This window comes from Bradyrhizobium sp. 1 (assembly GCF_023073315.1).
Lineage (GTDB): Bacteria > Pseudomonadota > Alphaproteobacteria > Rhizobiales > Xanthobacteraceae > Bradyrhizobium.
This window is the reverse complement of sequence record NZ_JADPJH010000022.1, coordinates 178,788-192,552: the sequence shown is the minus strand read 5'-3', so window position 1 is coordinate 192,552 and position 13,765 is coordinate 178,788. Positions and strand designations below refer to the sequence as shown.

Below are 13,765 nucleotides of genomic sequence, written 5' to 3'. Positions count from 1 at the left end.
GTCAGGCCTCCTCGGATTGCTGGTGACGCGCGCCGCTGGATACCGCCTGCTCGAGCAGCGACACCAGCTCCCGCGCGCGTTTGTCGGATGTGTGCTGATCCATCGTCCGCTCATAGGCGCGCTTGGCGATGGACTGCAGGTCGGGGCTCGACATCGCCAACGCGGCCAAAGTGTCCTGCGCGTCGCGGGCGATCAGGATCTCGCTGCCGGGCGTGAAGAACTCTTCGATCCCCGGCCAGTCGTCGCTCAGGAGCGGGACGCCGCAGGCCGCCGCCTCGAACAGACGGCCGGAGGGGCACCAGCCCATCTCCGCCATGGCTTTGCGCGTGACGTTGAGGGTCAGGCGCGAGGACGCAAAGAAAGGCGCATGCTCCGATGGCGGCAGATGCCGCACGAAGTAGATATTGGGCGACCACGGAAAGTCGTCGGGATATTGCGCTCCGCCGATCAGGAAACGCAGGTCTTGCCGCGCGCGTGCCGGTTCGACGAAGAGCGCTTCGAGCGCGCGCTGGCGATCTTCGGAATAGGTGCCGAGATAGGACAGGTCCGCGCGATAGTGCGGCTGGGACGGCACCGGGCGATGAACATCGCTATCGACGTGGCCGTACAGGGGGCGGATGTCGCGGGCACCGAGCCGGTCGCGAAATTCCTGGACCACGCGCGGTCCGCCCGTGAAGCTGAGGACGAGCGCGAAGCCCCCGAGGCCTTGCGGGCCGATATAAGGCACGGCTTCGCCGGCCATCAGCCGCGCCAGCGTGATCGGGGTATCCAGATCATAGAAGACGGGAATGGCGCGGCCTTCGGACATGATCAGGTCTGTCGCCGCGATCGCATCGGGACAATACGACGTCACGATCGCAACATCGGCATCCGCGATATCCTTGCGGGCGAGGGAGCGGGTCTCCTCCCAACTCGAGAACAGCCGCAACTCGCCGCCCGGCAACTCATTGAAGTCGCGGGCACCGGCGTAATAGGGCACGTCGCGCTCGTAGAAGACGACAGTGTGGCCGAGACGCGCCAGATGCTTGCAGAGGCCGCGCCACAGGGTCGCGTGGCCGTTGCCCCAGGAGGAGGAGATGGTCAGGCCGAAAATGACGACCTTCACGCCGGCACCCGCTGATTGACCCCGGTGATCCTGAATCCGCGTCGGTCTGCGCTGAGGCTGCTGATGCTGGATGGATCAATCTCGATCGAGAGGAAGTCGTCAAGATGCCTGCGCGCGTAATGCAGCAGCGCCGCACGGATCGGCTCCGCATGACTGACGGCAATGACGGTGCCCGTCGAGTGATCGCTGCGCAGTTGCTCCAAATGGCCGACGATACGAGTCTGGAGCGAGCGCATGTTCTCGCCTCCGGGTGGGCGAGCGCTGCCACGCCGCCTGTTCCAGTGTAACCATTGCGGGTCCTCGCCGAGTTCCTCGAAGGATCGTCCGGTCCATTCGCCATAATCGAGCTCGTCGAGAGCCGGAACGATCTCGATCGGCAATCCGAAGTGTGCCGCAAGAATCGAAGCGGATTGCATGCAGCGCCGCTGCGGGCTCGACTGGATCAAGGCAGGCCGCGGACTGACGTTGGCCGCACAACGCGCGATCTCCTCGCAGCCGATGTCGTCGAGCGTGACGCCGCTCATCCGGCCGCACAGCGTGCGGCCGAGCAGGGCATGGTGACCGTGACGCACGAGATGAACGATCCTCGCCATCAGCTGTACACCCTGTCGTCGATGAAGGCGCGCGTCCGCCGTCCGGCCTCCTCGTCGGTGAACTGCTGCGGCGGCGATTTCATGAAATAGCTGGAGGGACCGGTCAGGGCGCCGCCCTGACCGCGATCCATTGCAAGTTTTGCGCAGCGGACGGCGTCGATCACCACGCCTGCCGAGTTCGGGGAATCCCAGACCTCGAGCTTGACCTCGGCGCTCAAGGGCACGCCGCCGAACGTCGTGCCTTCGAGCCGGATGAAGGCGAGCTTGCGGTCGGTCAGCCATGGGACGTGGTCGCTCGGGCCGACGTGAATGTTATCGGGGTCCATCGGGACGTCGAACTGGCTGGTGACGGCCTGCGTCTTGGAGATCTTCTTGGAGGTCAATCGCTCGCGTTCGAGCATGTTCTTGAAATCGGTGTTGCCGCCGACATTGAGCTGATAGGTGCGGTCCAGCCGCACGCCACGGTCGCGGAACAGATTGGCCAGCACGCGGTGCAGGATGGTGGCGCCGACCTGGCTCTTGATGTCGTCGCCGACGATCGGCAGGCCCGCATCTTCGAACCTTCGCCGCCAGTCCGGATTGGATGCGATGAAGACCGGAATGCAATTGACGTAACCGCAGCCGGCTTCGATCGCGCGCGCCGCGTACCATTCGCTTGCACGCTGCGAGCCGACGGGCAGGTAGGACACCAGCACGTCGGTTCGGGACATCGCCAGCACTTCCGAAACGTCGGCCTCCGGGACGTCGGCGACCGGAACGTCATCCTCGAGATAGTACCCGATGCCGTCCATGACCGGGCCGCGTTGAACGATCACGCCGGTCTGATCCACGTCTGCGAAGCGATGCGTGTTGTTTGGCTTGGCAAAGATGGCATCAGCGACATCGCGCCCGACTTTGCTGGCATTGACGTCGAAAGCCGACGCGATCTGGATATCGCTGATGTGGTACCCGCCGAGATCGACGTTCATCAGGCCGGGTACGGGCTCGTTCGCCTTGGCGTTCCGATAGTAGGTGAGACCCTGGACGAAGGAGCTCGCGCAATTGCCGACGCCGACGATGCCGACGCGCACGCGGCGCCTGTCCTGAAGACGGGAATGCATGGACGAAAACCTCCTGGAAGACGTTCGGCGTCAACGTAAGTAGGTCGGCGAACGTGTCGGGAGGTATGTTCGTTCCTGTGCTGCAGACGCACCGCCGCGGGCGCGGATCGATTCAAGGCAAGAAAATGCAGCAGGCTTAACCTGGGATAGAATCCGCCGCCGCCCGAAGGGAACGAACATCATCCTGGATGAAGATGAAGAAGATGATGCTGGTCGTCTCGCCTGAACCCGCGTCGTGCCGTGAAGAACAAATCTTGCCGACCCGCGTTTCACCGCAGATGGTCCGCTGCGGTGCCGTGGCATTGCCGGGCCTGCCAACAAGCGAGGTGCCACATGACGACCAAAACCCAGAACAGCGAAGCCGAACAGACCACCGATCACGCTGCGATCCGCAAATGGGTGGAGGAGCGCGGCGGACAGCCGGCGACGGTCAAAGCGACCGAGCAGGACGGACATGCCGGCATCCTGCGCATCGATTTTGATCCGCCGGATGAAGCGCTCGACCGTATCGGTTGGAACGAGTTCTTCGACAAGTTCGACGAAGCCGGCATTGCTTTTCTGCATCAGGACCGGACCAAGGACGGCAAGCTCAGCCGCTTCCACAAATTCGTCCGCCGCTAGCCGGATCGCCGGCAAATGGCGAACAACTGGGTGGAGGCGATGCGCGCAGGCGATTTTGCGCGTGCCTGGGCCATCAACGACCACGATCTCGCGGCGGCGTCGCATCCGCCAAAGCACACGGGTCCGCGACATCTCCAGCGGATCTGGCGCGGGGAGCCTCTTGCGGACAAGCATGTGCTCGTCCGGTGCTATCACGGGCTCGGCGACACCCTCCAGTTCCTGCGTTTCATGCAGCCCCTCCGCGGCGTGGCGCGCAGCGTGACGGTCTGGTGCCAGGCCGCACTCCTGCCGCTGGTGGAGCGCACGGCAGGCGTCGATCACGCACTTGCGCTCCATGAGGGGACGCCCGAAGCGGCCTTCGAGGTGGATATCGAGATCATGGAGGTGCCGCAGGCGCTGAGGGTCGGGCGAGAACAGATCGAGATGCGCGCGGCTTATTTGACGCTACCGCCGAGGAGCACGCCTGCGTCGGTCGACCGCGAGGGCTTGGCCGTCGGCCTGGTCTGGGAGGTCGGCCAATGGGACAAGCGGCGCGCAATTCCGCCCGCCTTGTTGAGATATCTCGCTGTTCCTGGCGTTGCGCTTTACTCGCTTCAGGCAGACGCGGCAATTGAAGAGCTCGCACAGATCAGCGCGCGAAACATCAGCACGTCCGACATCGCGACCCTCGGCCATCTGGTCCGCCGGCTCGATCTGGTCATTTGCGTCGACACCATGATCGCACATCTGGCAGGCGCACTCGGATGCGAAGCCTGGGTGCTGCTGCACGCCGATTGCGACTGGCGATGGCCCTCATCCGGGTGCCGCTCGCTCTGGTATCCGAGCCTGCGGCTGTTTCGTCAAAAGAGGGCGGGCGATTGGAGCGCTGTGATCTCGGAGGTGCGCGAAGCCTTGGAGCAGCGCGGGATACCCCCGCAAAGGGCCACGTGAACATCATCAGGCCGGCGCAACCACGCATTTTGCCGGTCCCAATTGCGTTGGTCGCGCGCCTTGGTCTCGCGGCCGGATGCCGAGATAGGCGGGATCGAAGCCCGCCAGCCGGACCAATCCCTGCCAGTCGGAGATCGTCAACGTCTTGCCATGCCATTGCAGCAGGTTGCAGCGGCGCAGCTCCTGGATGGTGCGGTTGGCATGGACCGGGGAGATGCTGCAGGCCGCGGCGAGGTCGGATTGGGTGAACGGGGAAGCCAATCTGAAATCTTTGGCAAGCCCGACATTTTGCAGGCGCGTCGTGATCTCGCAGAGCAGGTGTGCCACCCGCGTCAAGGCGTCCCGACTGCCGAGGTTTATCATCCAGTTGCGCTGTATGGCGTGGTCGCTAAGCAGCATCAGCAAAAGGGTACGCGACATCGCGGGCGAGCGCGCCGATAATTCATGAAAGAAGCGATGCGGCACCAGCGCGACCACAGCGGGGCCGAGCGCAATGAGGTTGCCGTGGACGCGAGGCCGGTACAGCGTCTGGGGGTCGGCGATGTCGCCGGGGACCGAGATCGACGTGATCTGCCCGTCCCTTCCTTCGGCGTTCCGCCAGGATAGATAGCCCTGGAGCAGCAGGCAGCATTGATGGCTGTCGTCGCCGTGGCGCAGGATAGTCTGATGTGAACTGAAGTGCGCAATCGTGCTCGGCATCTCTGCCAGGAGATCAAGATCCTCAACAGTTACGTCGCCAAGGCTCGCCAGATGATCGGCGAGCTTAGAGAAAGAAAATCCGGTCTGCATTGGTCGTCCGATCGCATGTCACCCAGGCGCACTTTGGGTCAAATCGCAAAAGGCAGGCATTAACTTTTGATACAACCGTCCGGATTCAGCGGATAGATCGTTGGATGCAGGTCGACCTCCGTTCGATGTCCCCCCCCCTCGGGCCGAGCGTTCGAGGCGACGAGCTAAGTTAGCCGGTTGAGCTTTTTGAGCGGATTGAGCTCTCTCGGTCCGTCCTGCTCATCACGACCACGCGCCGCTTGGGCCTTGCCATCCTCGTGCAGCGACTGGTCGCCGATGATCTCCCCGAGGGTCTGCTTGGCCTTGCCGACGATCTCTTCCTTGATATCTTTCGCTCTGCCCATTGCCGATCTCCGAAGCGGCTTCGTCCAAAATGCTTCGGGTGATGGGGCACGCCGGAAGCTTTGGGTGAGACTCTCCGTGGGGAAAATGGTTCCTGCAGTCCTTACCTGGGTTCCAGCGCAATGATTACGCCTTCATTGCCACGAAGCAGGATCGAGGTTTCGGGCGGCGAGCTCGATGCCTGGTCAAGATGGGTCGACAGCAGCAGACGGCCGCGTCCTTGCCAGCGCCATTTGCGTGGCTCGGAGGCGATGTTGAGAGCGACCAACATCTCCTGTCCGTCCGTGACGCGTCTGAAGGCAAGCACGTCGTTCTGCGATCGCAGCGGTTCGTAGCGACCTTCGCGAAGGCACGCATGTTTGCGCCGCACTGCCATGAGGGCGCGGAACAGTGCCAAAATCGACCGTTCGTCGCTTTGCTGGGCGGTGATATTGGCGGAACCTTCCGGATCAAGCGGCAGCCAAGGGTGCCCGCTCGTGAACCCGCCATTGGCGCTGGCGTCCCACCTCATCGGCGCGCGCTCGGGATCGCGGCACAGGCCGAAACCCGGCACGAGCTTTTCGAAGGGATCGCGGATGCGATCAGGCGGTATCGAGACGCGCTTGCGGCCGATCTCGTCGCCCATGTAGAGGAACGGCGTTCCCTTCAACGTCATCAGCAGCATCGCCAGCACGCGCATCTGTGCTTCGCCGATCTTGCTCGCGACTCGCTGCTTGTCGTGACCGCCGATCACCCATACCGGCCATGCTTGCTCGGGCAGGGCGTTGAAATACGCGTCAATTGCCGCCTGCAGCGACAACGCTTCCCATGGCGTGTCGAGCAAGGCAAAGTTGAGAGGCAGGTGCAAGCGCGGCCGCTCCGTGCCGTAGAAATGACCGATGCGGTCGGTCTTGCCCTGGACTTCACCGCACAGCAGTCGTCCGGGATATTCGTCGATGATGCCACGAATGAACTCGATGCAGTGCATCGTCTCGGGCCGGTCGTCGGTGAACACCGGCGTATGGCGTTGTGGCGGCGGCTTGCCCTCGGCTTCGGGATTCGGGGGATTGTCGCGCAGATGCGCGTCCTTGATCAGGACTGCGCTGGCATCGACACGAAAGCCGTCGACGCCCCGATCCAGCCAGAAGCGCATGACGTCGGCAATGGCGGCGCGTACCTCGGCATTGCGCCAGTTGAGGTCGGGCTGCTCGACCAGGAATGAATGGTAGTAGTATTGCCGCCGAGCTTCGCACCATTCCCATGCGCTGCCGCCGAAGCGGCTCAGCCAATTGTTTGGCGGGCCGCCGTTCTCGGCGGCTTCGGCCCAGATGTACCAGTCGGCTTTCGCGCTGTTGCGTGAACTACGGCTCTCGACGAACCATTCATGATCGTCCGCGGTGTGATTTGGTACCAGATCAAGGACGAGCCGGATGCCGGCCTCGTGCAGGGCGGTGAGGAGCTCATCAAAGCTGCCGAGATTGCCGAAGGCTGGATCGATCGCGCGATAGTCGGAAATATCGTAGCCGAGATCGCGGAACGGGCTCTTGTAGATCGGCGTGAGCCATACAGCATCGACGCCCAGCCATTTCAGGTAGTCGATGCGGGATCTCAGGCCGGCGAGATCTCCCTTGCCGTCACCATCGGAATCCTGAAACGAGGCCAGCGCGATTTCATAGATTACCGCGGATTGCCACCACGGGCTTTCGTCGTTCGACCCGGCAGTCATTGCGTCGTTCACCTCGTGCGGCGGCGCATCTCATGCCGCCCTCAGCTTCGCGTTACGAAGCATCCAAGTCCAGGAGGGAACAATGGTTGCTATGGCTGTCGCAAATCTTCGCCTGTGCTGCCATTTCTGGTGTGCCGAAACGAGATTGTGGATTCGGCGACTGCCGGTTGCGCGGGTCCGCGGCGCCCGGTGTCAGAGGGAAGCCACGCCGCGGCCGATTGGGTCATTCCTTGCCCAAGGCTTCCCTTGCCCAAGGCTTCCCTTGCCCAAGGCTTCAGAAAATCCGGCTTTCTTAACTTATTGAAGTGCTGGAACCCAGTTCCGGCACCAACCTGTGAACAGTGCCGGTCTGGGCCGCCCCGACCCGGCATGCATCGGCCCCGGCGCCCTACGTCCCGCCGGGGCCATTTTCCCTGAACGAGCAACCCCAGAAAATTTCAATGACTGGCAAACGTAATCGCAGGAAACAGACGCAACCGCTACAGCAACGCTTGATGTCGTTCGCCGAGGCCGCCCGGGAGCGGGCGCGCCGTGTGCCTCCGGGCAAGGAACGCGAGATGCTATTGCGACTTGCCAGGCAAAACGAAGTGACCTCGGACTTGACCGAGCTGTTGAGCGCTCCTGTTTACCGACGACATGAAGGATGAAGATGCCCGCCATCAAGCATTATCGCGCGTTCCAGATTGGTCCCGATGGTCACGTCTCTGGCAGCATCAACCTGGTGTGTGGCGACGACGAGGAGGCCCGGCGCGAAGCGGCCGCGCTCGTGCTGATCCATCGCATCGAGCTGTGGCGGCTGGACAAGCGGATTGCGCAATTCGAGCCGGTTCCAGAGGCGACGCATCAAGCGGCAACTGGCCATTAGCGACGCGGGAGAGCAGGCCCGGTCGTCGACAAAGATTGCCGTTTACGCGGCGTTGATCGGCAACATCCTCGTTGCCGTCACCAAGATCGGTGCGGCGCTGTGGACGGGAAGCTCGTCGATGACGAGCGAAGCCGTTCATTCTGTCGTCGACACATCCAACGAGGCCTTGCTGCTCTATGGCTATCGACGGGCAAACCGCCCGCCGAACGAGGCGCATCCGCTCGGTCACGGCCGCGAGCTTTATTTCTGGAGCTTCATCGTCGCCCTGCTGATCTTTGCGCTCGGAGCAGGCGTTTCATTCTACCAAGGCGTGATGCATATCTTGTGGCCGCGCCCGATCGACGATCCCATGGTCAGCTACATTGTGCTCGGATTGTCGTTCCTGTTCGAAGGCGCATCCTGGTTGGTCGCTCTACGGCGCGTTCGGGCGGACGGTCGAAGATACGGCTACTATGAGGCATTCGTCCGCAGCAAGGATCCGCCGGCCTTCGTGGTGCTGCTGGAAGACAGCGCTGCGCTCATCGGAATAGTCATCGCCGCTGCCGCAACGGCGGCAGCTGCCTTGCTGGAGCAGCCGGTTTGGGACGGTGTCGGGTCCATCCTGATCGGAGTTCTGCTCGGGGGCACCTCCATTGCACTTGCGCGCGAGAGCAAGAGCCTTCTGATCGGCGAGCCGGCCGATCCCGAACTCGCGCGATCGATCATTGCTTTGGCGCGACGGTCGCCCGGCGTGCTTCGCGCCAACGGTTTACTGACGGTGCAGTTGTCTCCGACCGAGGTCGTTGCGGCCCTCAGCGTCGAGTTCTCGGACGACAGGCGGGCGAACGAAATCGAGCAGTCGGTCGTCGCGATCGAGCACGATATTCGGAAGCATCATCCGGAGGTCGCCGCCATCTTCATCAAGCCGCAGACGGAGGCCCGATACCGCCGGGTGCGGGCGGATCGGTTCCGCGACGACGAGCCGTAGGATGCCGTCACGTCGTCCGGCGTTCGAGGGCGTTCACGACGATCAGAACGGCCAGGACGGCGATCAGAAAGCTTCCAGCAGATATCGACCGCTGACGGTTTCGTTTTCGGGTTACTCGCATGAGCATGCTCCGGATGCTGCTCGTCAAGCGATCGCGCGGAGTTGGGTTCCTGGGCTCGCTGACCCGCGCCATCCTGTCGGCATTCGATCAAAAAGTCGTTCGTTCGTTAACAATGTTGAATCCCACGCCGCTGCGGTCGGCCTAATGTGAGATCTTTCCGCTGGAGCGGCTCCCATGTTCGATACCGATACAACAGCGCTTTTGCGCGCCGTCCTCGAGGAGGTATGTGAAAACATATCGCGTCGAGAAATAGGGGCCCGGACCCACGTCGCCTCGAAGCTCCTGGAGGCGGCGACAAGAGGACAGATGTCCCTCGACGACCTCAGGCGAGCAGGTTCCAGCGCACTTTCGGAAGCGTCGGCCATGCGGCTGTAGTCGCGAGGAACGAGCGTCATATCCGGGGACTTGGATAACATCCGCACCGGCATCGGAAGACGTTCATGCAAGGATCTGGCACTGCCCTGACGACTGCCGTCCTCACGAGGGTGACGGACGACATCTGGATTGCGGACGACGCGCCAATCAGCGCGGCAGGTCTGGTTTTGCCTGTTCGCATGACGGTCATCCGGTTGTCGAATCGTGACCTCGTGCTGCACTCGCCGGTGCGATATTCGCCCGCTCTGCGCGACGAGCTCGAGCATATAGGTCCGATCAAATATCTGCTGGCGCCGAACGTCGGGCACTGGACGTTTCTGCCCGAATGGCAAAGGCAATTGCCGCAGGCAACGACCTTCGCAGCACGAGGCCTCTCGGCGAGGAAGCAGGTACGAGAGGCAGGCCTCCGTATTGACCGGGAGCTTGGCGACACCACCCCGGAAGAATGGTCCGCGGAGCTCGAGACCATCGCCGTGAACGCGCCGATGTTCTCGGAAGTGGAGATATTCGACAAGCGCAGCCGCACATTGATCCTGACGGATCTGGTGCAGAACCTCGATTCCCATCAACTTCCCCCATCAAGCCAGACGGCCGCGGGCCTGCTTGGCATCATCAAACCTGACGGGAAGGCGCCGGCCTATCTGCGGCTCCTGCTCCGCCTGGGCGGGCGTTCGGTCCAGGCCGCAGCTGAGCGTCTGGTGAGTCTGGCGCCCGAGCGGGTCGTCTTTGCGCATGGCGACTGGTTCGAAGCCGGAGCGACCGAGCAGCTCCGGCGGTCGCTGCGATGGCTGCTCCCTACGGGGGCCGAGGGAGCCGCGCCGCGGCCAATGGCCGGCAAACGCGTCGTCATAACGGGGGCCTCCAGCGGAATCGGCCGCGCCGCCGCGCTGGCGTTTGCGCGGGCAGGTGCAAGCGTGGCCTTGGCCGCCCGGCGCGGGGAGATCCTGACGCGCCTTGCGGCGGAGTGCGAGGCGCTGGGAGGTGGTGCCTTGGCGATCCCGACCGATGTCACCGATGCCGAGGCGGTGCAGCGATTGGCGAGGCAAGCGGAAGATGCATTCGGTGGGATCGATGTCTGGATCAACAACGCCGGCACGGGCGTGTTCGGCGCCTATCAGGACGCCGATCTCGCGCTGCATCGCCGGACAGTCGAGGTCAATCTGCTCGGAACCATGAACGGTGCGTTCGCGGTGCTTCCGATCTTCTTGCGCCAGAACCGGGGCATCCTGATCAACAACATCTCGCTCGGCGGCTGGGCCCCGACGCCGTTTGCGGCTGCGTACACCGCAAGCAAGTTCGGCCTGCGCGGGTTCACGGCGAGCCTGCGCCAGGAACTCGGCGCACGTCCGAACATCCACGTCTGCGGCGTCTTCCCGGCAATGGTGGATACGCCGGGCTTTGTTCACGGCGCCAACATGTCGGGCAAGAAGCTCGACCCCGGGCCGCTGCTTTACCAGTCCGAGGACGTCGCCCAGGCGTTCCTGAATCTGGTCCGCGCGCCGCGCGACGAAGTGGCGGTCGGGTGGCCCGCACGGGCTGGCCAGGCGGCTTACGCTGTCGCGCCGAAATTGACAGAGAAACTGCTGGGAGGCGCATTCCGATTTCTTTTGTCGCGCGCCCAGCGCGCACCGATCAGCGAAGGAAGCATGATCAAGGCATCCGCGCCCGGCACGTCGGTGGATGGCGGCTGGCTGGCGCGGAAGCACCTTCCACCGGCTGGGGTCATCAGCCAGGGACTTGCGGTGCTGGGACTAGCTGCGGGCGTGGTTCTCCTGGCCTCAGCAGTTGCGCGTCCGCGCCGGCAGATCGGGACAAGACGCCGTCGGGCCTAGGCAAGCCGCGCCGACGCGCATCACGGCAGCGCGTAGGCCCGCACGTAATCGCCGAGTTTGGTTCCGAACGAGCCGTGGCCGCCGTCGACCGTCACGACATATTGCTTGCCGCCGGCCTGATATGTCATCGGCGTCGCTTGGCCGCCCGCGGGAAGGCGATCCTGCCAGAGCTGCTTGCCGTCGCTGACGTCGAAGGCTCTGATGTAGTCATCCATCGTCCCTGTAATGAAGATAACGCCGCCTGCGGTCACGATCGGGCCGCCCAGCATGGGAACGCCGAGCTTGAACGGCAGCGGGAGCGGGGCCTGATCGCGGATCGTGCCGATGCGGTGTTGCCAAACAACCTTGTGCGTCCTGAGGTCGATGGCCGCGATATTGCCCCATGGCGGGGCAAGACAGGGGATGCCGAGCGGCGACAGGAAGATGCCGAGGTCGACGCCATAGGGCGCACCGTACATTGGTTGCACGCCGAGTTCGGTGCCGGGCGGATGCGTCGCATTCGGCGCAGCCGGATTGTCTTTTCCACGCGGCACAAGGCGGGAAACAAACGGGATGGATTGCGGGTTCGCGATCGCGATCTGCCGCTGCGGATCGATGGCGATGCCGCCCCACTCGAACATGCCGAAGTCGCCGGGGAAGACCAGCGTGCCTTGCTCGGACGGCGGCGTGAACGGTCCCTCATAGCGCAGGCGCTTGAACTTGATACGGCAGGCGAGCTGGTCAAACATGGTGCTGCCCCACATCTGCGCGTCGGTCAGCATGTTGCGGGGCCGGAAACTCAGATCGGAGAACGGCTGGGTCGCGGCAAGACGGTCGCCGGACGCAGCGCCTTGCGGCACTGGCTTCTCCGGCGCCGGCACAAGCTGGTGTCCGTCACGCCGGTCGAGCACGAAAATGTCGCCGGTCTTGGCCGGGATGTATATTGCCGGCGTCACGCCATTGCTGGACCGCAGATCGACCAGGCTCGGCTGCGACGGCATGTCCATGTCCCAGAGATCGTGGTGCACGTTCTGGAACGACCAGCGCAGCTTGCCTGTCATGATGTCGAGCGCGACCATCGCCGAATCGTAGCGTTCTTTCTCGGGCGAGCGGCCGCCGCCCCAGATATCCGGCGAGCTCGAGCCGAGCGGGACGTAGACCAGGCCGAGATTTTCGTCGACCGCGGAAATGCTCCATGAATTCGGCGAAGCGGCGGTGAAATGATGCGAGGCCGACGGCATCTCGTTCGGGTCGGGATTGCCGGCATCGAACGCCCAGATCAAGCGCCCGGAGTAGATATCGAAGCCGCGGATCACGCCCGACGGCACGCGGTCGGAATAATTGTCGATGACGGCACCTCCGACGATCAGAACCTTGTCGGTCGTCACGGGCGGCGAGGTGCCCTCGTAGAAGCCGAGCGTCTGGATCTCACTGCCTTGCTTGAGGTCGATCTGGCCGTGATTGCCGAAGCTGCCGCACGGCGCGCCGGTTTGGGCATCCAGCGCAAACATCCGGCCGTCATTGGTCGGCACGAAGATGCGTTCCGGACAGTCGCCTGGTGCCGGCGCGCCGTCGGCTGTGACCGCGCCCGGCTTCGTCGCGTGATAGGACACACCGCGGCAGGTCATGTGCTGAAAGGCTTTATTGTGCTGGACCTGCGGGTCGAACTTCCAGCGCAATTTTCCGCTGGCGGCGTCGAGCACGAACACGATCTGGTGCGGCGAGCAGGTGTAGAGGAGATCGCCGATCTTGAGCGGCGTCGCCTGGTTGGTGATCTCGTCGGGATCATCAGGTCCCTTGTGGTCGCCGGTGCGGAATTCCCAGGCGAGCTTGAGGTCCTTCACATTGGCTTTGGTGATCTGGCCGAGCGAGGAATAGCGCGTGCCGAGGCCGGTGCCGCCATAGGCCGTCCAGTTCTCGCCCGCGCCGGGCGGTGCGGATTCGGAAGCGGCAACGGCGCCTGTCGTTCCGATCTCCGGTATCGTGCCGGCGATATCATGCCGGTCCCTCGCCAGAGAAACGCCGAGCACGCCGACGGCGACGATCAGCACCAGGCCGAGTGCCCAACGCGCGGCACGCAAATGCGGCTCCAGGCGGCCGGAGATGAAGGGCAACAGCAGCCACACGCCGAGCGGCGCCAGCACGTCGCCCCGAGGCGCCAGCGACCAGAAATCGAATCCGGCTTCGAAGATCGCCCAGGCGATCGTGCCGAGCAGCAGCGCGGCATAGACGGCGAGCGCCGTGGCACGCCGGCGGGCGAGCAGCCAAGCTGTAAGGAGAAGCATGAGCCCGGCAACGAGATAATAGAGGGAGCCGCCAAGCACGGCGAGCCAGGCGCCGCCGGCGGTGAGGCACAGTCCCATGATGGCGACGATCACGACGGTGACGCCCAGCAAAGGCGCGTTGCGGAACAGGTCTGCGGAGCGATGCATGGAGGTCAT

The 13,765-nt window shown here is 63.6% G+C and carries 13 protein-coding genes; 6 read left to right on the top strand and 7 right to left on the bottom strand.

Annotation, left to right across the window (positions count from 1 at the left end):
• Position 1: 1 nt before the first annotated feature.
• The 3 genes from IVB29_RS17595 to IVB29_RS17585 are packed head-to-tail and all read right to left on the bottom strand — an operon-like array spanning position 2 to position 2,798.
• Complete coding sequence (locus tag IVB29_RS17595) at positions 2-1,105, bottom strand: glycosyltransferase (protein WP_247504637.1); 1,104 nt, start codon at positions 1,103-1,105, stop codon at positions 2-4.
• A complete protein-coding gene (locus IVB29_RS17590; RefSeq protein WP_247504636.1) occupies positions 1,102-1,698 on the bottom strand; it encodes a histidine phosphatase family protein in 597 nt (198 codons plus the stop codon). Before IVB29_RS17590 ends, IVB29_RS17595 begins: the two co-directional genes overlap by 4 nt.
• Positions 1,698-2,798 (bottom strand): inositol-3-phosphate synthase, encoded by a 1,101-nt coding sequence (locus tag IVB29_RS17585; protein WP_247504635.1) that lies wholly within the window; start codon positions 2,796-2,798, stop codon positions 1,698-1,700. The genes IVB29_RS17590 and IVB29_RS17585 overlap by 1 nt, the downstream gene beginning before the upstream one ends.
• Before the next feature lie 333 nt (positions 2,799-3,131).
• Here IVB29_RS17585 and IVB29_RS17580 point away from each other — a divergent pair, with 333 nt between their 5' ends.
• Together IVB29_RS17580 and IVB29_RS17575 are read left to right on the top strand one after the other, a co-directional pair.
• Positions 3,132-3,419: a hypothetical protein gene (locus IVB29_RS17580; protein ID WP_247504634.1), complete on the top strand. Its 288-nt coding sequence runs from the start codon at positions 3,132-3,134 to the stop codon at positions 3,417-3,419.
• Positions 3,420-3,434: 15 nt separating this feature from the next.
• Positions 3,435-4,349 (top strand): hypothetical protein, encoded by a 915-nt coding sequence (locus IVB29_RS17575; protein WP_247504633.1) that lies wholly within the window; start codon positions 3,435-3,437, stop codon positions 4,347-4,349.
• A gap of 6 nt (positions 4,350-4,355) precedes the next feature.
• Here IVB29_RS17575 and IVB29_RS17570 read toward each other — a convergent pair whose 3' ends face one another.
• From IVB29_RS17570 to IVB29_RS17560, 3 genes are all read right to left on the bottom strand, one after another.
• The gene (locus IVB29_RS17570) at positions 4,356-5,138 is read right to left on the bottom strand and encodes a Crp/Fnr family transcriptional regulator (RefSeq protein ID WP_247504632.1); all 783 of its coding nucleotides are present in this window, start codon (positions 5,136-5,138) and stop codon (positions 4,356-4,358) included.
• 164 nt (positions 5,139-5,302) lie between these two features.
• Positions 5,303-5,482 carry a CsbD family protein gene (locus tag IVB29_RS17565; protein ID WP_247504631.1) on the bottom strand — a complete coding sequence of 60 codons (180 nt, stop codon included), beginning with the start codon at positions 5,480-5,482 and terminating at the stop codon, positions 5,303-5,305.
• A gap of 101 nt (positions 5,483-5,583) precedes the next feature.
• A complete protein-coding gene (locus tag IVB29_RS17560; RefSeq protein WP_247504630.1) occupies positions 5,584-7,185 on the bottom strand; it encodes an alpha-amylase family glycosyl hydrolase in 1,602 nt (533 codons plus the stop codon).
• Between the two features lie 643 nt (positions 7,186-7,828).
• Here IVB29_RS17560 and IVB29_RS17550 point away from each other — a divergent pair.
• The 4 genes from IVB29_RS17550 (at position 7,829) to IVB29_RS17535 (ending at position 11,345) form a co-directional block, all read left to right on the top strand.
• Positions 7,829-8,050: a hypothetical protein gene (locus tag IVB29_RS17550; RefSeq protein WP_247504628.1), complete on the top strand. Its 222-nt coding sequence runs from the start codon at positions 7,829-7,831 to the stop codon at positions 8,048-8,050.
• Positions 8,046-9,017 carry a cation diffusion facilitator family transporter gene (locus IVB29_RS17545; protein ID WP_346731293.1) on the top strand — a complete coding sequence of 324 codons (972 nt, stop codon included), beginning with the start codon at positions 8,046-8,048 and terminating at the stop codon, positions 9,015-9,017. Before IVB29_RS17550 ends, IVB29_RS17545 begins: the two co-directional genes overlap by 5 nt.
• A gap of 295 nt (positions 9,018-9,312) precedes the next feature.
• On the top strand, positions 9,313-9,513 hold the full coding sequence (locus IVB29_RS17540; RefSeq protein ID WP_247504626.1) for a hypothetical protein: 201 nt from the start codon (positions 9,313-9,315) through the stop codon (positions 9,511-9,513).
• 65 nt (positions 9,514-9,578) lie between these two features.
• Positions 9,579-11,345 (top strand): SDR family oxidoreductase, encoded by a 1,767-nt coding sequence (locus IVB29_RS17535; protein WP_247504625.1) that lies wholly within the window; start codon positions 9,579-9,581, stop codon positions 11,343-11,345.
• Positions 11,346-11,365: 20 nt separating this feature from the next.
• Here the strand turns inward: IVB29_RS17535 and IVB29_RS17530 are convergent, their stop codons facing one another.
• Positions 11,366-13,756: a membrane-bound PQQ-dependent dehydrogenase, glucose/quinate/shikimate family gene (locus IVB29_RS17530; protein WP_247505128.1), complete on the bottom strand. Its 2,391-nt coding sequence runs from the start codon at positions 13,754-13,756 to the stop codon at positions 11,366-11,368.
• Positions 13,757-13,765: the final 9 nt, after the last annotated feature.

Coding starts and splice junctions, on each gene's coding strand:
- IVB29_RS17590 (WP_247504636.1), bottom strand. CDS start 1,698: ATGGCGAGGATCGTTCATCTCGTGCGTCACGGTCACCATGCCCTGCTC.
- IVB29_RS17585 (WP_247504635.1), bottom strand. CDS start 2,798: ATGCATTCCCGTCTTCAGGACAGGCGCCGCGTGCGCGTCGGCATCGTC.
- IVB29_RS17580 (WP_247504634.1), top strand. CDS start 3,132: ATGACGACCAAAACCCAGAACAGCGAAGCCGAACAGACCACCGATCAC.
- IVB29_RS17575 (WP_247504633.1), top strand. CDS start 3,435: ATGGCGAACAACTGGGTGGAGGCGATGCGCGCAGGCGATTTTGCGCGT.
- IVB29_RS17570 (WP_247504632.1), bottom strand. CDS start 5,138: ATGCAGACCGGATTTTCTTTCTCTAAGCTCGCCGATCATCTGGCGAGC.
- IVB29_RS17565 (WP_247504631.1), bottom strand. CDS start 5,482: ATGGGCAGAGCGAAAGATATCAAGGAAGAGATCGTCGGCAAGGCCAAG.
- IVB29_RS17560 (WP_247504630.1), bottom strand. CDS start 7,185: ATGACTGCCGGGTCGAACGACGAAAGCCCGTGGTGGCAATCCGCGGTA.
- IVB29_RS17550 (WP_247504628.1), top strand. CDS start 7,829: ATGAAGATGCCCGCCATCAAGCATTATCGCGCGTTCCAGATTGGTCCC.
- IVB29_RS17540 (WP_247504626.1), top strand. CDS start 9,313: ATGTTCGATACCGATACAACAGCGCTTTTGCGCGCCGTCCTCGAGGAG.
- IVB29_RS17535 (WP_247504625.1), top strand. CDS start 9,579: ATGCAAGGATCTGGCACTGCCCTGACGACTGCCGTCCTCACGAGGGTG.
- IVB29_RS17530 (WP_247505128.1), bottom strand. CDS start 13,756: ATGCATCGCTCCGCAGACCTGTTCCGCAACGCGCCTTTGCTGGGCGTC.